Source organism: Propionivibrio sp. (assembly GCF_049316945.1).
Classification (GTDB): Bacteria; Pseudomonadota; Gammaproteobacteria; order Burkholderiales; family Rhodocyclaceae; genus Propionivibrio.
Genome location: NZ_JBMOJE010000015.1, coordinates 21873 through 42666, shown reverse-complemented (window position 1 = coordinate 42666; position 20794 = coordinate 21873). Strand labels below are relative to the sequence as shown.

Sequence of the window (20794 nt, the reverse complement as noted above, 5' to 3'; positions counted from 1 at the left end):
TTGAGGGTTGCGGTTTAGGCTTGCTTTTCGTTCCGTTCAGTGCGCCTTGCCTGCTGTGCGACAAGGCGCGGGGGTTCTATGAGGTTACTGCGTTAGTTTTTTCATCTCTTGCGCCCCGGGCGCGATTGAAGTGGCGATGTCAACCCAGCCGCCGCCCATGGCCTGGTATACGTTGACCAGTTGCGTGTAGCGCTCGGCAAGCAAGCCGACCGAGGCCAGTTCGGCGGCAAACAACTCGTTCTCGGCCACCAGCACATCGAGATAGCCCGCGACCCCCTTGTCGAACCTCAGTTTCGACAGCCGGGCGAACTCGCGCAGGGCGTCCACCCGCTTGCCCTGCAGCGCGACTTCCTCGATCTTCTTCTGTGACCCGGTCAGCGCATCGTTCGTCTCGCGAAACGCGCTGAGGATCGTCTGCTGATAAAAGAGCAGCGCTTGCCGGTTTTGCGCCTCGGCCGAGCTGACCTGGCCCTCGATGCCGCCGAAGGTGAAGATCGGGCCGCTGACGCCGGCCGCGATCAGGCCGGCGCCTGCCGGACCGGTAAACAGGCTGCTGAACGCCGTGCTGACGCTGCCGAGCAGGCCGGTGATCGAGACGCTCGGGTAGTAGAGCGCGCGCGTGGCGCCGACGTTGGCATTCGCCGCCACCAGGTTCTGCTCGGCCTGCAGGATGTCGGGCCGGCGCTGCAGCAGCGCCGAGGGCAGGTCGGCGGGGATCAGCGGCGCGACGAGCTGGTCAATGGTCTTGCCGCGCGCGATCGGCCCGGGGTTGCGGCCGAGCAGGATCGAGATCAGGTTCTCCTGCGCCGCGATCGCCTGCTCGAAGGCCGGAATCGCGGCCAGCGCCTGCTGGTACTGAGAGTTGATCTGCATCACATCCGTCTTGGCCACGATGCCGCCTTTGAAGCGCAGCTCGAACAGCCGCGCCGTTTCGCCGAAGTTTCTGGCCGTCGCCTGCGCGATTTCCAGTTGGCGGTCGAGTGCGCGCAGCGCGATGTAGCTGGTCGCGACGCTCGATACCAGCGACAGCACGACGCCGCGCTGCGCCTGCTCGCTGGCATAGACCTGCGCCTGCGCTGCCTCGCTCAGGCGGCGCACGCGACCGAACAGGTCGATCTGCCAGGAGGCGCTGAGCGAGGCCTGGTAAAGCGAAAAATACGGGTCGGCGCCGGGTGGTAGCGGCGGCTGGCCGACGCGGCTGGCACGCGTCCGGCTGGCTTCGGCGCCATAGCCGAGCTGCGGGTACAACTGCGAGCGGGTGGACGTCAGCGCGCCGATGAACTGATCGACGCGTGCCGCTGCAATGCGCACGTCGCGGTTCTCGCGCAGCGCGCTGCCTACCAGTTCGTTCAACACCGGGTCACCGAACTGCTCCCACCATTTGCTGTTCGCCACCTCGACCGCCGTCGGGTAGTCGATGCGCCAGGTGCTGGGCGACTCCACAGTGGGACGCACATAATCGGGTCCGACCGTGCAGCCGGCAACCCCGGCGGCAAGCAGCGCTACGAGTGTGCTGATCCTCATCTCGATTTCCTTCTTGTGATGCGTTGCAGAAGCAGGCGCCGAGCACCGTTCGAACGCCGTGCAGGGCCGGATGCCCCGACGCGAATTGTCGCAATATTCATTGTCGCCAAAATGTGCACGAGTGGCCGTGTCATGGTCTGCAATTCCTCGTTAAATGTCGATCGTGACCAGCGCCCCATTTGAGCGAGTAAACGTGCGCAGAGTTCATTTTGGTGTACCGATGAGCAGCAGCCCGCCGAACAGCGCCGCCAGCGTGAGCAATGAAAGGCTCGCGGACGACCAGCGCCGAAGGAATGCGTCCGCCTGCTCGAAGGCGACGCCCAGCGCGACCGTGGTACGGCGCACCAAGCCGCTGGCCTCGAAAACCGGGGACAGACCACGGTTTTCAGTGAGGATAAGGTAACCGCGTAGAGAAAACCGCGATCTGCCCCCAATTACTCATCGGAAAACCGGGGAAAACCGGGGACAGACCACGGTTTTCAGTGAGGATAAGGTAACCGCGATCTGCCCCCTATTACTCATTATTGAAAACATAACTGCGTTTGCTTGCTACAAAAAAAGCGAAGAAAGGAGCCAAATGCAGACTATTCCTACTCATGTATCACCAGCGCATCGCGGGTGACTTCGACAAACCGACTGGATACAAAGGCGGCTTCGATGCCGAACAGATTTGCGTGCAATATTTTTTCCAGCTCGGTGTTGTTGATATTGCCGGTGGAGATCAATAGAAGCGATGGTTCGCCAGTAATCAGGAAGGTCTGGACGAAGTCAGCATCCTTGCTCACCACGATACGTCCATCCTGCTTGGCATGGGAGATGACTTCGTTGTCTGGAGTAAGGTTTTTCAGTGGCAGATCGAGGGCGTGTAATGCATCGTGCCCCGCTTCATTCAGCCAGTTGGCGATGCGCCGGGGAAGTTGAGCATCGACCAGGAATTTCATGCCGCCAAACGTTCAAGTCGTTTAACGTGAGCCAGCCGTGCGGAAAAGACAACGCCGCCAAAATATCTTCGCGTTCAAGGTCTGCGTAATCCGCCAGAATATCTTCAGTGGTCATGCCACTTGCCAGCCACTCCAAGACGTTTTCCACCGGATAGCGCAAGCCGCGAATGCATGGCTTGCCGTGACATAGCAAAGGGTCAACTGTAATACGGTCACTCATTTTTCTGCCTCCTGCCTACCTGAGAATATTCAAAGCACTCTTAAGGATAGGAAATTCAACCACCTTCCCCGAAGTATCTCCGCACCTTCCGCCTATCGTCAATCGTAATTTCCCGCCCGTTTTCCGCCAGGTTCGTCCGATCTATCCTGAAATCCGTGTCTGCTATCCTGAAAACGCTCTTCGCCTTTCGTTTCCAGGGTAACAGACACGAACGCGCCCGTCGGGCAGCGTCAGAACCCGCCTTCACCACGTCACCACGCAATGCGCCGATCGAACTCGAACTACGGCAGGGGCTGGATCGGCAAGTCGCCGCCACACTGCCCGGCGGCTTCACACAGCGGCGGGCCTCTGGCCGGGGCGACGCGCGGCAGATCGACCGGTTCTCCCAGATGGGTGAGAGTATCTCCCGGATCGCTTCGCCTTCGTCGACTGGGTGGCCTCGGGCCATGAAGGCGATGATCTTCAATTAGCCAGGGCAACGATCCCAGTAAGACGATGTGTAGCGGCAGGTTGTCGGCTCGGTCAGTATCCCACAGGCCTTTGACGACTTCCGACCAGCGCGGGATTTTCTGTATTTCGTCAAGGGCAAGAACATAGCATTCTCCTTCCGCTTGCCGCTTTGCTTTTGTACGCGCTTGCGACCAGTGCCTTACCAGCCACTCGGCAGTAGGTGACGATCCCGGCCGCACTTGCGTTAGCGCCGTACTGGCTTGATCGCCGAAGGGGTCGACAACTCTTCGGGAAAGGGTTCATCTGCCGCAGCAAAAGTCGAGGGATGCCCGGACAATGCCTGCCTGACCAAGGTAGTTTTGCCAATTTGCCGAGGTCCGGCAACAACGATCATGAATCGAGGTGGCTCCGCCAGACGCTGTCGCAGGACATTGATTTGGCTACGTTCGAAAGACATATTTACGTCACTGAGTTAATTTACTCATAGTAGTAATCCGTGTCCTTTCGAGACTCAAGTGATTCACTCGTTTTAGACCCGGCAGTCCGGCGTCGTCACGGACCGGCAGATTGTCGCATGGCGATCCAGTGGTCAGCACCCAGTAGGCAAAACGCTCGGCACAACGCGAGCCCAGTGGAGATGCTTCCCGGCGGCGTTTATGTCGGTGCCCCGACGAGCAGCAGCCCGCCGAACAGCGCCGCCAGCGTGAGCAATGAGAGGCTCGCGGACGACCAGCGCCGAAGGAATGCGTCAGCCTGCTCGAATGCGACGCCCAGCGCGACCGTGGTACGGCGCATCAGGCCGCTGTCCTCATTGCCGCTGGCTGCGTCGTCGACGCGAGCGGCGCCGAACAAGGGCCGGCGCGACAGGGCTGACGCCAGCAGCGCGCCGAGTGCGAACATCGTCAGTGTGTTACCCAGTTCCTTGGGCGACAGCGGGTTCGAGATCAGCTCGGCCGGCAGCAACCCCCAAACCGCGAACAGCGACAACGCCAGCGAGGCCAGCGCCAGGCCGAGCGCCGCGCACTGCGACAGCATCGACACCGGCTTCAGCCCGCTCAAGGGCGCGGCCGGGCGGCGCATCACGCGCACCGCGATCAGCACCACATAAGCCGCAGTGAAGGCCGCGCCGCCCTGCAGCACGAGCGTCCACCACCACTGGCCGGAGGCGTCGGCCGACGCCAGCAGCAATTTCTTCGCCAGATAGGCGCCGCTCGGCAGCACGCCCATCAGCGCTACGCCACCGACCAGAAAAGCCAGCACGGCCACCGGCAAGGCACGCGCCGCACCGGCCAGGTCGTCGATGCGGTCGTGACCCAGAGCCACGTACACCAGGCCCGCGGCCATGAACATGCCAGCCTTGGCGGTGGCGTGCGCAATGGCCTGCAGCAGCCCGGCCGCCTGCGCCGCATCGCGCAGCGCCATGTCGCCGGCGGCATCGAAGGCGAGCGGGAAGAGCAGGAAAAGGTAGCCGATCTGCGCCACCGTCGAATAGGCCACCAGCAGCTTCAGCCGCTGCTGGCGCAGCGCCACCACGCTGCCGACGACGATCGCCGCCGCGCCCATGCCGGCCAACAGTTGGGCCGCGGGCAGCGTCGCCACGCCCGGCATCACGTCCAGCCACAGCCGCAGCACCAGAAACCACGAACCCTTGATCACCAGGGCCGACAGCACCGCACTGGCCGCAGCCGGCGCGCCGCCATGCGCCGGCGGCAGCCAGATGTGCAGCGGGAAGAGCGCGGTCTTGGCCAGCAGGCCGACGGTCATCAGCGCCAGCGCCGTCCAGGCGATCGGTCCGGGCTGCACCGCGTCGGCCAGCAGCGGGATGTCCAGCGTGCCGTAGCCGCCGTACAGCAGCACCGCACCCAGCAGGTACAGCACCGAGCCGCACAGTGCGAACAGCACGTAGCGCAGCGCGGCGCGCAACGTCTCGCCGCTGCCGGCCAGACACACCAGCGGCACGCCGGCGAAGGTCAGCAGCTCCAGCGCGACATAGAGCGTAAACAGGTCGCCGCTGACGAACACCAGGTTGAGCGCGCCCCACACCGCCAGCAGCAGCAGCCAGTAGCTGAACGCGGCGCGCGACTCCTTCACGCCCGACGGCGTGCCGAAGTCGGCGTGCGCGTAAATGCCGATGCCGCAGACCACCCCGGCTACCGCCAGCAGCATGGCTACCGCCGGTCCGTCGGCGCGCAGCGCGATGCCCAGCGGCGGCGCCCAGCCGCCGAGGAGGTAAACCAGCGTCTGACCTTCGCGCATCCACGTGACCGTGATGACCACCGCCAGCGCCAGCCCCAGCGGCATCAGCACGAAGGCCACGCGCTGCACCTGGCGCCCGCCCAGCACCAGGCCGAGCAGCATGCCGACGAAGGGCAACAGCACCGCCGCCGCCAGCAGTACGCCTCCGAGGGTGCTCATCCACATGTCCATCGCGGCGCGTCCGTTCAATCGCCGGACGGCGGCTTGTTGGCCAGCGACGCGCTGTCGGTGGATTCGATCAGCCGCAGCAGCAGCGCCACCGTCACCGCGGTGGCGGCGAAGGCGACGACGATGGCGGTGATCAGCAGCGCCTGCGGCACCGGGTCGGCGGCCATGCCGGCGGCGGCGCCGCGCTTGGCCAGCGCGCCGAAGAGCACGAACACGCCCGTGCCCATGATGTTGAAGGCCACCAGCTTGCGCAGCGGGTGCGGCTGCACGATCAGCCCGTACAGGCCGATGCCTACCAGCGCGCAGGCGCAGAGCGCGAACAGCGTCTCGACGTTCATGTCTGCCCCTCGTCCGACGGGTACGTCGGCCGATCCCCCGAGGGGATGGCGGGGGCTGACACCGGACGTCTCGCGGGATCCCGCGCCGGTGCCCCGTTCAACAGCAAGGCCAGCACCAGCACCAGCGTCGGCAGCAGTGCCACCTCGATAGCCACGATCATCGGCTTGGCCCAGCCGTCCGGATAGCCGAGGAAGGCGCCGGCCTGCCACGCACCGAGCAAGCCGACGGCGACGAACACCAGCGGCCCGACGACGATGCCGGCGCGCACCCAGCGGCTGTCGATGCGCGGTGCATCGCCCAGCCCGGCCATCTGTACCAGCATCCACATCGCCGCCAGGATGGTGGCGCTCTGGAACTTGCCGCCCGGATGGTCGGCGCCGGCCCAGAACAGGTAGAGGCCGACGACGATGCCGATCGGCGGCAGCAGGCGCGCCAGGTAGGCGAGGATGCCGTCGGGGTCGGCGCTGTAGCGCGGCCCGGGACGGCCGCCCCAGCAGCGGTCCGGCGCCATTGACCACACGCCGATCAACGCGATCACCAGCACGATCGCCTCAAGCAGCGTGTCCAGCGCGCGGAATGCCAGCAACACGCCGGTGATCGGGTTGCCGACGCCAGTGGCCGGCAGGTTCTGCGCCACCTGTGGCGCCAGCGTCGGCGCGGGTTCGGGCAACGCCAGCACACACAGCACCAGCAGCGTGGTGACGCCCACTGACAGCAACACGGCGAGCGCGCGCGTGCCGGCGCCGCTGCGCTCGGCCGTGGCCTCAGCCTCGGTGCCGCGCAGCCGCCCGACTGCGCCGAGCAGCAGCGCGCCGGTCAGGCCACCGCCGATGGCGGCTTCGGTCAGCGCGACGTCGATGCCGGCCAGGCGCACCCACAGCAGCGACAGCAACAAGCCGTAAACAACGAAGCCGGCCACCGCCAGGAAGGCATCGCGCGCGACCACGGTCCACAGCGCCAGCCACAGCAGCAGGAGCGCGACAACCCCGCTGACGATTGCAGTCATTCGCTTCGTTCCTGCCGCCGCACCGAGCGGGCGATGAGCTGCGACACCGCAGCGCTGGACAGCATCACCAGCAGCCACACCAGCACCAGCTTCAGCGCCGCGAGCACGCCATCCATCTGCGGCAGCAGTCCGATGACAACCAGCGCGACGCCCAGGTTGTCGGCCTTGGTCAGCGCGTGCAGCCGCGTGAAGGCATCGGGAAAGCGCAGCAGCCCGACCGTGCCGGCGAGAAAGAACACCAGGCCGGCGACGATGGCGACGATGCTGAAGGCGTCGAGCATGGCGCTCACCGCGCACCCTCCTCGGCGTCGGCGGCGGGGACTTTCTGGTCCTGACGCAGCGCGAATTTGACGAAGGCGATCGACGCGAAGGCCGACAGCAGCGCCAGCGTCAGCGCCACGTCGAACACCGCGCCTTCACCGGATGCCGCGCCGAACAGCAGCAGTGCGCCGATGGCGCCGGTGCCCAGCAATTGCGCGGCCATCATGCGCTCGGCGCGGCCCGGCCCGCGTGCCACACGCACCAGGCCAAGGGCCACCATCAGCACGATGAAGGCCCCTGCAGAGAGCAGGAAATCAGCCATCGCGCGGCCCCGGCTGCAGCGCCCTGGCATAGGCGCGCTCTTCGGCGGCCAGTTGCTCGACCACCGGTTGCCGCGTGTCGAGGCAGTGGAACGTGATCGTGTCTTTTGTTTCGCCGCTGGGCAACGAGCCCGGCAGCAGGCTGGCGATCATCTCGAAGGCGTTGCGCGCCGCGCCGCGCGGCAGCCCGACGGGATAGTCGACGAAGCCCGGCTGCAAGCGCAGCCGCGGCGCGAAGGCGCGGTGCGCGACATCGGTGCCGGCCACCAGCGACTGCCACAGGAAGCGCGGCAGCAACAGCAGCAGCAGGCCGAGGCGCACGCGGCCGCTGGCCGGCGGCAGCAGCTTCAGGCTGGCCCAGGTGGCCGCTGCGCTGGCCAGCAGGCCGACCACCAGGTTCGCCGGCTTGGCGCTCTGGTCGACGACGATCCACAGGGCGAAGTACAGCAGCGCGCGCACGACCAGCGCACGGGTCAGGCCCCCTTCGGGCATGGCGGTCACCGGACAACCCTCCGCGCTGCGTGCTCCGGGATGAGCGCCTGGGCACGGCCCGGCGCGCTCATGCAACCTGCTCCGCTACGGTACGGGCGCCGCGCAGGCTGACCGGCATCGCCGCCAGCCGGTCGAACAGGCGCACGTCGGCGCGGATCGGCCACCAGTCGTACAGGAAGATCTGCATCGGGCGCCACAGCGCGACCCAGCCGCCGATGACAAAACTTTCCCTGATGAACGAACCGTAGTTATCCCTGCTGAGGAGGCCGGCGATGAAGTCACCGACGACGATGGCGCCGGCGAGGAATACCAGGCCAATTACCAGACTGATACGACCGACCCGGAACAACTGTCGCAGTTGAAGGCGCGTGGACTTGGCGCGCTGCGCGAAGTAGGCGTGAACGGCCTCGCACAACAGGCCGGCGTTTTCGGCAGTCGCGGACTCGCGGCCCAGATGCACAAGCAGACTGATTGGCTGGTCAGCACCGGTTTCACGCCCCCAGTCGAGGATATAGGCCACGGCCGTGGCATCAAGGTCGCGCTCGTGAAACGGTGCCGGATCCATCGCATTGAAGATCTGCCTCAACTCGGCGACGTGCAATTCGAGCACGGTTCGCGGTACTGACTGGCTCTCGCCGAAGGCAGCAAGCGACGCGCTGGCGGTTGGGTTCGGGAGTTCAGGCATCGATCGCTTGCCGTTCGTAAATCAATTGGGTGCACTCGCCCGCTCGGCTGGCGGCGTCTTCTCGTTGCCGAGCACCGCCATGTACAGCGCGGGCAGGAACACCAGCGTCAGCAGCGTGGCCACCAGCAGCCCGCCCATGATGGCAAACGCCATCGGCCCCCAGAACACCGTCGGTGCGATCGGCAGCAGGCCCAGCACGGTGGACACCGCGGTCAGCATCATCGGGCGCAACCTGTTGGTGGCGCAGGTCACCACGGCGTCGCGCACGGCGAGGCCGGTGGCGCGATCCTCTTCGATCGAGACGATCAGGATCAACGTGTTCTTGGCGATCATGCCGATCAGCGCCAGGATGCCCAGGATCGCCACGAAGCCCAGCGGCCGGTTGAACACCAGCAGCGACAGCACCACGCCGATCAGCCCCAGCGGCAGGATCGCCACCACCATCAGCATGCGGCGGAAGCTGACCAGCATGACCATCGTCGCCAGCAGCATCAGCACGATCATCAGCGGAATCACCGCGAACACCGACCCCTGCGAGATCTGGCTCTCCTCGAACAGGCCGCCGGTCTCGAGCTTGTACGGTCTGGGCAGCTTGGCGCTGAACTCGGCGACCTTCGGCGCCAGCGCCTGCACCACGATGTCGGGCAGCACGCCGCGGTTGACGTCGGCGCGTACCGTCAGCGTCGGCACCCGGTCGCGGCGCCACACCAGCGGGAACTCCTGCTCCTCGGCGATGGTGGCGAACTGCTTCAGCGGCACCATGCGGCCGCTCGGCGTGGGCACCTGCAGCGACGCCAGCGACTCGAACGACGCCCGCTCGCCATCGGTGGCGCGCACCACGGCGTTGACCAGGTAGATGTCGTCGCGGACCTGCGTCACCACGGTGCCCGAGATGGCGGCGTTCAGTACAGAGGCAATGCTGGTCGAGCTGACGCCGAGCTGGCGTGCCTGGTCCTGGTTGATCTTGATGCGCAGCTGGCGCGCCGGCTCCATCCAGTCGAAGTGCACGTGGCGCGCGCGCGGATCGGTGCCGACCACGTTCGCGAACTCGAGCGCCAGGCGCCGCACCTCGTCCTTGTCCGGGCCGGAGATGCGGTACTGCAGCGGCCAGCCGACCGGCGGCCCCAGTTCGAGCGGCGCGACGCGCGAGACGACGCCGGGGAACTCTTCGGCCAGCACCTTTTCCAGCTTGTCGTGCAGGCGCTCGCGCGCCTCAAGGTCCTTGGCCACGACGACGAACTGACCGAAGAAGGGGTTCGCCAGTTGCACGTTCAGCGTCAGGATGAAGCGGATCGCTCCACGGCCGACATAACTGCTGAAGTGATCCACGTCGGGGTCGGCCTTGAGAATCGTCTCCAGTCGCTTGACCTCCACCTCGGTGGCGAAGATCGACGCGTTCTGGCGCAGCGTCAGGTCCACCGTCAGCTCGGGGCGGTCGCTGGACGGGAAGAACTGCCGCGACACGCTGCCCAGCAGAATCAGCGCGGCGACGAAGGCGGCGATCGTGACGCCGATGGTCACCCATTTCATGCGGATCGCGGCCTGCAGGAAGCTGCTGTACAGCAGCACCAGCTTGCTTGGCTTGGGTTCGGTCTCCTGCTTCTTCGGCGGCTTGAGCAGCGCCTTGCCGAGCAGCGGCCCAAAGACCACCGCCACCAGCCACGAGACGATCAGCGAGATCGCGACCACCGAGAAGATCGCGAAGGTGTATTCGCCGGCCGAACTCTGGGCGAAGCCGATCGGCACGAAGGCAGCAATCGTCACCAGCGTGCCGATCAGCATCGGCGCCGCCAGCGTTCGGTAAGCGAAGGTCGCGGCCTGGTCCGCGCTGTCGCCGGCACCGAGCCGACGCAGCATCGCATCGACCGTGGTCATCGCGTCGTCGACCAGCATTCCGAGCGCGATGATCAGCGCGCCCAGCGAGATGCGGTGCAGGTCGATGTTGGCGACGTCCATGACCGCGAACACGATCGCCATCGTCAGCGGAATGGCCAAGGCCACCACCGCCCCGGGCCGTACGCCCAGGCTGACGAAGCTGCACACCAGGATGATGACGATGGCCTGCCACAAGTTGGTCATGAACTCGTTGATCGCCAGATCGACCGACACCGCCTGGTCCGCCACCAGCGTCGTCTCGATGCCGACCGGCAGGTTGCTGACGACATCGGCCATTTCCTTGCGCACGTTGTCGCCCAGCGCCAGGATGTCGCCGGAATCGCGCATCGCGATCGCCAGGCCGATGGCCTGCTTGCCGTTGACGCGGAACATCGGCTGCGGCGGGTCGGTGAAGCCGCGGCGCACGGTGGCGATGTCGCCCAGGCGGAAGATGCGCTCGCCGGAGACGATGTTCACCGCCTCGATGTCGGCCTCGGAGTCGAAGGCGCCGGTCACGCGCAGGAACACCCTTTCCTGCTCGCCTTGCATCGTGCCGGCCGGGCGCACCAGGTTCTGCGCCTGCAACGTGGCCACGATCTGGTTCAGGTTCAGCCGCAGGCCCGCCAGGCGCTCCAGAGAGAACTCGATGAAGATCTGCTCGTCCTGCGCGCCCAGCACCTCGATCTTCGAGACATCCGGCACCTGCAGCAGCCGCGAGCGCGCCGCCTCCACGTAGTCGCGCAGTTCGCGGAAGTTGAAGCCGTCGGCGGTGAACGCGTAGATGATGCCGAAGGTGTCGCCGAAGTCGTCGTTGAGGAAGGGCCCGAGCACGCCCTGTGGCAGCGTGTGGCGCATGTCGCCGATGTTCTTGCGCACCTGGTACCAGATGTCGGGAATCTTGTGCGGCGGCGTCGATTGCTTCAGGTCGACGAAGATCGTCGTCTGCCCGGCGATGGTGTAGCTGCGCAGGCGATCGAGGTAGTCGGTCTCCTGCAGGGTACGCTCAAGCCGCTCAGTAACCTGCTTGGTCGTCTCGTCAACCGTCGCACCGGGCCAGCCGGCCGCGACGACCATCGTACGCGTGGTGGTCACCGGGTCCTCGCCGCGGCCCAGCTTCATGAACGACATGACGCCTGCCACCACGCTGATGATCATCAGGAAGATCACCAGCGAGCGCTTCTTCAGCGCCCATTCCGACAGGTTCGGTCCGATCACGAGCGAGCCTCCGGTACGCGCACCTTCTGTCCGGGGCGCAGCGCCTGCACGCCGGCGATGACGACGACGTCGCCTGGGTTCAGCCCCGCGGCCACCTGCACGGTGTTGGCGTCGCCCCCGCCCAACTGGACGTTGCGCAACGCTACGGTGCTCGAAGCCTTGTCGACCACCCATACCGCGGTCTTGCCGTCGGCGCGGACCAGCGCCGAGGCCGGCACTTCGATGGCCAGCGCCTCGGGCAGTTGCATCTTGGCGGTAACGGTGCTGCCCAGACGCATGGCCGGCGGTGGGTCGATCAGGCGTACGCGCACGGCAAAGGTGCCAGTCACCGGATCAGCGCGCGGCGCGATTTCACGTATCTGGCCGGCAACCGTCACCCGCGGGTCGTCGGTCAGCGCCACCGTGATCTGTGGATTCTTCGGCGCGACGTCCTTGATGCGGCCCGGCACGTCCAACACCGCGTCGCGCGCGCCCTCGCGCGCCACCTGCACAATCATGCGTCCGACCGAAACGACTTCGCCGGGCTCCGCTCCGCGCGCCGTCACGACGCCGGCCACGTCGGACAGGAGGCGCGTGTAGCTCAGGCGGTTCTGCGCCAGGGTGGCCTGCGACTGTACCGACTCGACCTGCGACTCGGCGGTCTGGAGCAGCGCCACGGCCTGGTCGAACGAAGCGCGGGGGACTGCGTCCTGGGCGACCAGGTCGCGCATTCGCGTGTGGTTGGTACGTGCCTCGACCAACTGGGCCCGCGCTGCGGTCAGTTGCGCACGCGCCGACTGCAGGCTGCTTTCCTCGTTCTGCGGATCGAGCCGGGCAACGAGCTGGCCGGGCTTTACGCTATCACCGATGTCCACCATGCGCTCGATCAGTCGCCCGTCGATACGGAACGACTGGTTTATTTCGGTCTGCGCCTGCACTGTTCCGGTCAGGGACACAGTGCCACTGGCGGAACGGTTTTCGACGGTAGTCACGCGCACCGGGCGTATCTCCGGCGCCGCTTCTTCCGCAGCGCGCTGACAGGCCGGCAGCAGGGCCAGGGCAGCGAGCGCAATGATCGCGCTCGCTGTGGGCAGATGGGCAATTCGCCTGTTGGCGAGGTTCTCAGGCACAGTGCGTCTCCTTAACGATGTTTCGCTTATTTTCCTGGCGGCCTTGAGGCAGGCAGGCGTTCATTTATTCATTGAACCTGAACATGGCGCAAATCGCCGGGATGATCATTTAGTGCAAAATTTATCGCCGGGCAGGTAATCATCACCCGGTGTTGCCGCTTATTCCCTTCCTTGTTCCGTCTTGCTACGCAGCAGGCCGGTGCCGACGCGGACAAACCTGCGGATCAGGCTGTATGTACGTCGAAGAGATTCAGCCAACTCGCGTTCGAGCGCATTGGGCAGCAAACGCTGAGGGCCTTCAACCGGCTGCGCCTCGATCTGGAATTCGACGGCCGCCTGCTCAAGACCGCGCATCTGTGATTTAGTTTCCAGAACGGAGCGGGCCAGCTCGCGATCCGCCTCGGCCACCGCACGCAGCCCCCGGCGCAACTCCTGGCTGACTGCATCAGCCAGCGCACGCAGTCGTTCGCGTGCCTGCGGGTTTATCTCTGTGCCACGTTCGACATGGCGCCGGTAGAGCGGGATCATTTCCTTGTCCACGAGATCGCCGATGGATTCGAGATAGTCAGCCGCTTCGACCAGGTCGACCGCCAACCGGCAGACATCGGGGGGCAGTCCCGGCTGCAGCAGTGTCTCGATGAAAGCGAAGAGGGCCGTATGGTGCCGGTTGATCAGATGCTCGCGCTTGTGCAGGGCGTCGATGGCGGCGTGCTGGCCATCGAGGAGGGCCGGAATGGCCGCATCGAGCAGATCGGCGACCCGCTCGCCAAGGTGCAGCACCTCCCGGCGCGCGGCATCGACGGCCAGCGGCGGCATCTCGAAGAGCACCGGATTCAAGGCCGGCGCCAGTTCTTCGTCGCCTTGCGGCTGCGGCTCCTGTCCGATCAGGCGCGCGATCAGCGCGGCCAGCAGATGGGTGAATGGCAGCAGAATAAGCACCGTGCTCAGGTTCACGATCAGGTGCACATTGGCGACCTGGCGCGGAACCTCGTAGGCCAGTTGTTCGGCCAGCGCCAGTCCTTCGGCAACCGGCGAAACAGCGCGCGTGATATGTTCGAGCAGGCCGATCATCGGCAGCCAGATCAGCACCAGCAGCACCTTGAAGCTGACCAGCCCGACGGCGGCATGCAAGGCGGCGCGCGGCTGCCCGATGGCCGCCAGCAGGGCGGTCAAGGTGGTGCCGATGTTGGCGCCGAAGACCAGCGCGATGCCGGCTTCCAGCGGAATCAACCCCTGCGCGGCGAGCGCGATGATCACGCCGAGGGTGGCCGTCGATGATTGCACGACCGCCGTGAACAGGGCGCCGATCAGGATGCCGAGCAGCGGGTTGGTCATTGACGCCATCAGGTCCAGAAACGGCTGATAGGTGCGTAGCGGGGCCATGAACCCGGACATCATCGACAGGCCGATGAACAGCACCCCAAGGCCCATGATCACGGTGCCGACGAGGCTGGTAATGCGCCGGGCCTTCCAAAGCGACAGCCCGAAACCGGCGGCAGTCAGCACAAACGAAAGGTTGCTGACGTCGAAAGCGATGATCTGCGTGGTAACTGCGGAGCCGACGGCGGCGCCCATGATGACGGCGAGGGCCTGCGCCAGTGTGAGTACCCCGGCCGAAACGAAACCGATGGCGATCAGCGTGGTCACTGTTGAGGATTGCACGACCGAGGTGATGGCGACGCCGGTCAGCAACGCACTGAAGCGATTTCGGGCGAGTCTGGCCATGATGGTGTTCAGTTGAGAACCGGCCATGGCCCGCATCGCATTCGACATCATCGTCATGCCGTGCAGGAACAGCGCCAGCCCACCGGCAAGCCCGATCAGCATGGGAACAATTGAAAAGGATTCGTAGTCCATAGAAAACCCTGTTGGTGATTCGATCAAGGAACGAAGGGCAGTAACGTTGCCGCTGCAAGGAGACTGTCAGCCTGCACGGGGCTGCTTGGCAAGGGTGAGCTCAGTTTTTAAGCTAGCAGAAATGCCGTACGGGTGCAATCTACGCTTTCGGGCTCGACGCGGCGGGAATCGAGAGTTTCACGGGGGAGCAATCATTAAAACTGCCGTTGACCGGTATTGCGGCAATCAAGGACAATCAGCGTTATGCACTTGAAATTTCAATTCCTGCGCTCGCCTCGACCAATGAGCTGCCCAGCGCCTGGTGCTCCACCATCGCTCGTGGCCAACCTTGATCCGTGGCGATGGCGCTCCGGGTGGCGGGCCGCCCCGCTGTCACACGCCAATAGCGATCATTTGTCGGTGCTGAGGCTCTTGCACCCGGTGCCAGTTCCGTGAGCGCCAGAACCTGCCTCTGCCGGGCGCTTGTCGGCGCATTGGTGATCTGCGCTGCAGCCGGATCGGCACACGTCCGCGCCCTGGCGCCTACCGCCGCCGACACCAATCCGGCGCTTGTCGAGGCTACGGCACAGGCCACGGCCCATGGGTCAGCCGATATCCCGGCGCGTGCCGACGCTGACCAGCAGCACATCCAGGACATTGTTCACCGGGCCCAGGTTCCCGACGTGGCGCAGCGATACGATGCGGCATTGGCACGCCATTCCACGGCCATAGGGCAACTCGCCGAACGTTCCGGCAAAAGCGATCTGGCGGTTTTGTCGGTGCGCCGGCTGGAGAGCCTGCAGCGCCACTGGCTGCTCTACGAGCGAGTGCTCACCCAGACACGGGCCGAACTGGCGCGCTCTACCAACGCCAAGTCCGAGGACATGGCCGAACTGGCGAAACGTCGCGCCGTCTGGCAAGCCACCGGGCAGACGGCGGGACTGGCCCCGGCGCTGCTGGAGCGCGTCGACGAGTTGATCGCCATGATAGACGATGCGGAAAAGCAGGTCGCGGTGCCGCTGACCAAGCTGCTCGATCTGGGGCGTAAGGGCAGCGCGCTGGCGACCCAGGTGCAACAGGGCATCGACTCGGTGTCGGGCAAGGTCGACGATCAGGACCGGCGACTGGTGAGCATTGACACGCCGCCCCTGTGGCAGGCTCTGGGCGACACCGAAGCGCTCGATCCGGTCAGTATCGGGCTGAGCCGCAGCCTGGAGATCGAGCGAGCGTTCGCCAGCGGCTACGACGCCGCGAATGTTCGCTGGCTGCCGGCCCTTGCCGCCGGGGCTTTGCTGCTCTTGCCGGCGATGGTCTGGCTGAGGTATCGCGCCCGCTTGCTGGTGGCCGCCGGGCAAGCCACCGAGCCTTCCATGCGCGCGCTCTCGCGGCCTTGGGCGGCGTGGTTGCTGCTCGTCTTGATTGGCGCCGTTTTTTACGACATTCAGGGGCCTATCTTCCGCCAGCAGGCGGTGATGCTGCTCGCCTGGATCCCGGTGCTGGCGCTGGTTCAGCGCCGCGTGCTGGCCCGCGTCGGCCCCTGGGCCTACTTCAGCGCCGTGTTCTATTTTCTGAACACCCTGGCCTCGATGCTGCTCGGTGATCAGCTTCTGTACCGCGGTGTCCTGCTAACGCTGAACCTGCTCATGTTGCTGACGCTGGCCTGGCGCATGCTGCGCGCGCGGCGCGTCGCTACCGAAGATTCCGAACAGGCCGACACGACGCACGTTAAGGCGCTGACTTTCCTCGGCTGGGTCGCCTGCGTTGTGCTGCTCGTATCGGCGGGTTCCAATGTCCTCGGCAATGTTTCCCTGGCGACGATGCTCACCGGTGCGCTGCTCGACAGCAGCTATGCCGCACTGGCCCTGTACGCCGGCAGCACGGTGCTGGTGGCCTTGTTTCAGGTACTGATTCCCCGCACCACGCTGGCGCGCATCGCCGGGCGCCATTCCGGGTCGCTGATCCCGTTGGCGGCCCGGCTTGCTCGCACGCTGATGGTGCTTGCCTGGCTGGTCTACACGCTACAGTCGTTTCGCGTCTATCGCCCGCTGTCCGCCTTGCTGATGACGGTACTCACGCATCAATTCCAGCTTGGCCAGATATCGATCAGCCTGGGCAACATCGCGGCGTTTGCGGCGGCGGTCTGGGTTGCCTTCTGGCTGGCCAGGACCATTCGTCTGCTGCTCGCCGAAGACCTGTTACCCGCACTTTCATTGCCACGTGGCGTGGGCGACAGCATCTCGACGCTCACCTATTACAGCATCGTCTTTCTCGGCCTGCTGGCGGCGCTGGCCATGGCCGGCTTCCAGGTCGGGCAACTGGCGATCATCTTCGGTGCGCTCGGCGTCGGCATCGGTTTGGGCCTGCAGGATGTGGTGAAGAACTTCGTCGCCGGGTTGATCCTGATGTTCGAGCGGCCTATCCGGCTCGGCGATGTGGTCGATGTGGCGGGCATGAGCGGCACGGTACGCGACATTGGCATGCGGGCCACCATCATCACCTCTTTCGATGGCGCCGAGGTGGTGGTGCCCAACGGCATGCTGCTGGCCGACAAGTTGGTTAACTGGACGCTCCACGGCAGCAGCCGGCGCATAAGCATCGAGATCAGCACCGGCTACGGCGTCAGCCCGCAGCAGACCATCGAGTTGCTGGTCGGCATTGCACGCAGGATTGAGGGTATTGCCCTGTCGCCCGCCCCCAACGCTATCATGACCGGCCTTACCCCCGGCGCGCTGGAGTTCAGCTTACGGGCGTGGACCACACAACAAGCCGACTGGGTCGAGGTGCGCAGCGAACTGGCCAGGCGTATACGCGACGGCCTGGCCGAAGCCGGCATCGAGGTGCCGCTGCCGCAGCGCGAGATGCACGTACGCAGCGTGCCCGGGGTGGCGGTGGTGGCCGCAGTACCAGACAGCGAGGTACCTGTGAAGGGCGGTGGATATGGCCCGAAGTCGCCAAACGTCTGAGAACCTGTGAAAAAATCAAAAATCCACCGCAAAGCCGCAAAGGAGCAAAGAAAACGCGAAGGAACACCCATGTTTGCAAAGGTTTTCTTTGCGAAACCTTTGCTCCTTTGCGTCTCTGCGGTGGGGGCTAGGTATTTTTTCACAGCCTCTGAGGCTGGAGATAGCCAGCGTCGACCACACCGCGCAACTCGCCCGGTGCGGGCTGCACCGCCCCGGCAAGGGCCAGGTGGGTATCATCCTGGAAGTTGCTTGCAGTACCCGGACTCCTGCCTTACTCCATCTCCTGGCAGCGACTGGTTTCTTTTGACATGCCTTAAGGCTATTTCATCGCTGAACGAGCATACGGATTCAAGCACATTTTTTGATTTACGATACGCCCTTGCGGGATGAACAACTCATGCGCGATAGCCATCCCAAGACTCGTCAAATGAATCCGAAGGAGAATCCAATCTTCTCAGCGGGAGCTCGTTGATGCTCAAATGCCGGTTCCGGATCCGCACAAAGCCGCAGGCGCCGCTGCCGGTTCTTTTCCTCGGCAACAATACCGCGAGCGGGACGGCTCCCGCGCATCCGCAGGATACGCCCTCGTGAGATCGCTACTGAACGCCAGTCGTTTCCTGGTGCTTGCTGCGGTGCTCGGTTCGCTCCTGTCGGCGGTGGCGCTGTATGCCTATGGCCTTGTCGATACCGTGGTGGTCATCACGCGGACACTCATGGCCGGCGACGTATCGACGCGGGGCGCGAAGGTCTTGATGCTCTATTTCATCGAGATCTTCGATCTGTTCCTGCTCGGTACCGTGATGCTGATCCTTGCCCTTGGCCTCTATGAGTTGTTCATCGACGCTGACTTCAAAGTGGCGTCCCGTCTGCAGATCAACACCTTCGAGGATCTCAAGACCAGCCTGGTGTCGGTGGTGATTGCGGTAATGGCGGTGACTTTCCTCGGCCAGATCATGTCCTGGAACGGTGAAGCCTCGCTGTTCGACATCGGCGTGCCGGTGGCGCTGGTGATCGCGGCGCTGAACATTTACCTGTGGGTCGCGAAGGCCGGCAAGAAGTAGCGGTTTGCGACTCCAGGTTGGCCAGCCTGGGTCGGCAAGATGCTGCTGCCTTGTCAGCACTGGCCTTCGAACTTTCGGCAGGATCACGATCCGGGTCGATCGGCGAGAATAGCTTGAGTAACCCTTTAAATTGCTCCCATGATGGAAACTGGCGTTGTCCGGGGGAACTTCGATCAAGGATAATCAGTCGTATTCAATTGAAGTTTTTGCCCTTCCGGCAAGGGGCGACGCGCCATCCTTACCGGGCACTCGCCGTCCAGGAGTTGGCCAGGGTGTTACGGGTGGCGGACAACTCCAGTGACAGAATCGAATCAACCACCGACAGGATGCTCATGCCCATATCTCTAAAGTTATTGTTCGCACTGGTACTCGCCGGTTCTTCATGCATTACGCCTGCGGCGGAACAAACGGCGACCACGACAACCGCGGTTAACGTCCGTGCCGGTCCCGAGAACTTCTTCCCGACCGTTACCTGGCTCTTGAGCGGGACACGGGTCACCATTGTCGGATGTGTCGCCAACTGGCGGTGGTGCGATGTCATTGCGGGTCGTGATCGGGGCTGGGTGTATTCGCGCTTCCTTGCCGTTCCGTTCAATGGCCGTGCAGTCACCATTGTCAGTGGCGGTCCCAATCTCGGCCTGCCACAAAGCGAGTTTTCACTCGGTGAATTCTGGGATACGCATTACCAGCGTCAGCACTGGTACGGACGCAAGGCCTATTGGCAGAGCCGTTGGGACCGCCGTGCGCCGCCACGCGAATGGCGTGACCCTTCGCCCGCAACCAGATAAGGGCCGGTCGTCTCGGAGCCATTGTTTTCACTGCGGCAGCTTAGCGGTTTCGCGCTGTTCGGCAGCGTATCGAAAGGTATTACAAGTTCCACCATTTCGGCCTCGCTGCGACTGATGGCATGCGTCTCCTCGGCATAAAACCGCTTCGTACCGTCAAGGGTGAGGATGCTCAGTCGAGTCCGTCGCGGATGACGGGGCTACCGGAGATCAGGGTGTATTCAGACATGGATCGACTTCAAGCGCTCGTACACGGCACCGTCCTGATGCTGATGGCCGGCTGGGTGCTGTATATCGGGAAAGATGTCTTGGTCCCCGTTTTCCTTGGTCTTGTCGTTGTCTATGTGATCGTCGGTCTGGCGCAGGCCATGAACAGGATTCCGTATCTGGGTCACGTTCTGCCGCTGCAAATCAGATACGCCCTCTCGATGCTGGTCATTGCACTCTCATTGCTTGTCATTGTGTTCCTGTTCATAACCAACAAGGACAGGTTTCTGGCGCTTGCTCCGCAATATCAGGAATCGCTGCTCGCTGCCATCCAGAGATTTGCTGTTTTTCTGCGCATCGAGACCGAACCAACCTGGACAACGCTGCGCCAGGAGCTTTTAGCCCAGATAAACATTCAGCGGCTGCTCGGATCAATGCTGGCCTCGGTGTCGTCGATCATCGTCAGCATTATCGTCGTCTTCCTGTATGCCACCTTCCTGCTGCTCGAGCGCCGCTCTTTCCCCCGGAAAATGGAGAATATCTCGAGTGATGCAAGCCGCGTCGCCCGGATCCGGGCAATCACCACGGACATCAACCGGCGAATAGGATCCTACCTGGCGCTGAAGACATTCATCAGCCTGTTTCTGGGGGCGATAAGCTGGGTGATCATGGTCATCGCCGGCCTTGAATTCGCGGCGTTCTGGGCGGTGCTGATCGCCTTTCTGAATTATGTTCCCTATATCGGATCGTTTCTCGGCGTGTTGTTCCCGGTCATCATGGCGATCATTCAGTTCGAGAATCCGAATGTAGTCCTTTCGGTGTTACTGGGACTGGTGCTCGTCCAGTTCCTGATTGGCAACTTTCTCGACCCCTATGTCATGGGCAATTCGCTCAACCTCAGTCCATTTGCCATCCTGGTCAGCCTGGCGATCTGGTCCGAATTGTGGGGAATCGCCGGCGCATTTCTGGCGGTCCCGATTACTGCAGTCCTGGCCATCATTTTTTCAGAGTTTTTGAGTACGCGACCGATTGCTGTCCTTCTCTCGCGCAACGGCAGGCTATGAGACAAGCGAACGGAAAT

The 20794-nt window shown here is 64.1% G+C and carries 19 protein-coding genes and 1 pseudogene; 5 read left to right on the top strand and 15 right to left on the bottom strand.

The window, feature by feature from the left end; translation table 11 throughout:
- Positions 1–84: 84 nt before the first annotated feature.
- From ACOYNV_RS05530 to ACOYNV_RS05515, 4 genes are all read right to left on the bottom strand, one after another.
- On the bottom strand, positions 85–1524 hold the full coding sequence (locus ACOYNV_RS05530) for an efflux transporter outer membrane subunit (RefSeq protein WP_422898749.1): 1440 nt from the start codon (positions 1522–1524) through the stop codon (positions 85–87).
- Between the two features lie 204 nt (positions 1525–1728).
- Entirely contained in the window at positions 1729–1872 is a 144-nt protein-coding gene (locus ACOYNV_RS05525) for a hypothetical protein (protein WP_422898748.1), read from the bottom strand.
- A 242-nt stretch (positions 1873–2114) separates the two neighbouring features.
- A complete protein-coding gene (locus ACOYNV_RS05520) occupies positions 2115–2465 on the bottom strand; it encodes a DUF5615 family PIN-like protein (RefSeq protein WP_422898747.1) in 351 nt (116 codons plus the stop codon).
- Entirely contained in the window at positions 2410–2685 is a 276-nt protein-coding gene (locus ACOYNV_RS05515; protein ID WP_422898746.1) for a DUF433 domain-containing protein, read from the bottom strand. The genes ACOYNV_RS05520 and ACOYNV_RS05515 overlap by 56 nt, the downstream gene beginning before the upstream one ends.
- A gap of 155 nt (positions 2686–2840) precedes the next feature.
- On the opposite strand from ACOYNV_RS05515, the gene ACOYNV_RS05510 reads away from it, so the two are divergent.
- Positions 2841–3155: a hypothetical protein gene (locus tag ACOYNV_RS05510; protein ID WP_422898770.1), complete on the top strand. Its 315-nt coding sequence runs from the start codon at positions 2841–2843 to the stop codon at positions 3153–3155.
- Between the two features lie 54 nt (positions 3156–3209).
- On the opposite strand, the pseudogene ACOYNV_RS05505 reads toward ACOYNV_RS05510, so the two are convergent.
- The 11 genes and pseudogenes from ACOYNV_RS05505 to ACOYNV_RS05455 all read right to left on the bottom strand — a co-directional run.
- Positions 3210–3374, bottom strand: a pseudogene (locus tag ACOYNV_RS05505) (hypothetical protein); the annotation flags it as partial.
- A 415-nt stretch (positions 3375–3789) separates the two neighbouring features.
- Entirely contained in the window at positions 3790–5550 is a 1761-nt protein-coding gene (locus ACOYNV_RS05500; RefSeq protein WP_422898745.1) for a complex I subunit 5 family protein, read from the bottom strand.
- A gap of 26 nt (positions 5551–5576) precedes the next feature.
- The gene (locus ACOYNV_RS05495) at positions 5577–5897 is read right to left on the bottom strand and encodes an NADH-quinone oxidoreductase subunit K (RefSeq protein WP_422898744.1); all 321 of its coding nucleotides are present in this window, start codon (positions 5895–5897) and stop codon (positions 5577–5579) included.
- Positions 5894–6904, bottom strand: a complete 1011-nt coding sequence (locus ACOYNV_RS05490) for a hydrogenase subunit MbhD domain-containing protein (RefSeq protein ID WP_422898743.1) — start codon at positions 6902–6904, stop codon at positions 5894–5896. The genes ACOYNV_RS05495 and ACOYNV_RS05490 overlap by 4 nt, the downstream gene beginning before the upstream one ends.
- The gene (locus ACOYNV_RS05485) at positions 6901–7185 is read right to left on the bottom strand and encodes a cation:proton antiporter (RefSeq protein WP_422898769.1); all 285 of its coding nucleotides are present in this window, start codon (positions 7183–7185) and stop codon (positions 6901–6903) included. The genes ACOYNV_RS05490 and ACOYNV_RS05485 overlap by 4 nt, the downstream gene beginning before the upstream one ends.
- 5 nt (positions 7186–7190) lie before the next feature.
- Positions 7191–7487, bottom strand: coding sequence for a monovalent cation/H+ antiporter complex subunit F (locus tag ACOYNV_RS05480; protein WP_422898742.1), 297 nt, complete (start codon positions 7485–7487; stop codon positions 7191–7193).
- Positions 7480–7977, bottom strand: coding sequence for a Na+/H+ antiporter subunit E (locus tag ACOYNV_RS05475; protein WP_422898768.1), 498 nt, complete (start codon positions 7975–7977; stop codon positions 7480–7482). The genes ACOYNV_RS05480 and ACOYNV_RS05475 overlap by 8 nt, the downstream gene beginning before the upstream one ends.
- A gap of 67 nt (positions 7978–8044) precedes the next feature.
- Positions 8045–8662 carry a hypothetical protein gene (locus ACOYNV_RS05470; protein ID WP_422898741.1) on the bottom strand — a complete coding sequence of 206 codons (618 nt, stop codon included), beginning with the start codon at positions 8660–8662 and terminating at the stop codon, positions 8045–8047.
- A gap of 21 nt (positions 8663–8683) precedes the next feature.
- A complete protein-coding gene (locus ACOYNV_RS05465; protein WP_422898740.1) occupies positions 8684–11752 on the bottom strand; it encodes an efflux RND transporter permease subunit in 3069 nt (1022 codons plus the stop codon).
- Complete coding sequence (locus ACOYNV_RS05460) at positions 11749–12861, bottom strand: efflux RND transporter periplasmic adaptor subunit (protein WP_422898739.1); 1113 nt, start codon at positions 12859–12861, stop codon at positions 11749–11751. The genes ACOYNV_RS05465 and ACOYNV_RS05460 overlap by 4 nt, the downstream gene beginning before the upstream one ends.
- Positions 12862–13020: 159 nt before the next feature.
- Positions 13021–14718 (bottom strand): Na/Pi cotransporter family protein, encoded by a 1698-nt coding sequence (locus ACOYNV_RS05455; RefSeq protein ID WP_422898738.1) that lies wholly within the window; start codon positions 14716–14718, stop codon positions 13021–13023.
- A gap of 431 nt (positions 14719–15149) precedes the next feature.
- On the opposite strand from ACOYNV_RS05455, the gene ACOYNV_RS05450 reads away from it, so the two are divergent.
- From ACOYNV_RS05450 to ACOYNV_RS05435, 4 genes are all read left to right on the top strand, one after another.
- Complete coding sequence (locus ACOYNV_RS05450) at positions 15150–17660, top strand: mechanosensitive ion channel family protein (protein WP_422898737.1); 2511 nt, start codon at positions 15150–15152, stop codon at positions 17658–17660.
- A 587-nt stretch (positions 17661–18247) separates the two neighbouring features.
- On the top strand, positions 18248–18721 hold the full coding sequence (locus tag ACOYNV_RS05445) for a YqhA family protein (RefSeq protein ID WP_422898736.1): 474 nt from the start codon (positions 18248–18250) through the stop codon (positions 18719–18721).
- Positions 18722–19053: 332 nt separating this feature from the next.
- A complete protein-coding gene (locus ACOYNV_RS05440; protein ID WP_422898735.1) occupies positions 19054–19509 on the top strand; it encodes an SH3 domain-containing protein in 456 nt (151 codons plus the stop codon).
- A 119-nt stretch (positions 19510–19628) separates the two neighbouring features.
- A complete protein-coding gene (locus ACOYNV_RS05435) occupies positions 19629–20777 on the top strand; it encodes an AI-2E family transporter (RefSeq protein ID WP_422898734.1) in 1149 nt (382 codons plus the stop codon).
- Positions 20778–20794 lie beyond the last annotated feature (17 nt).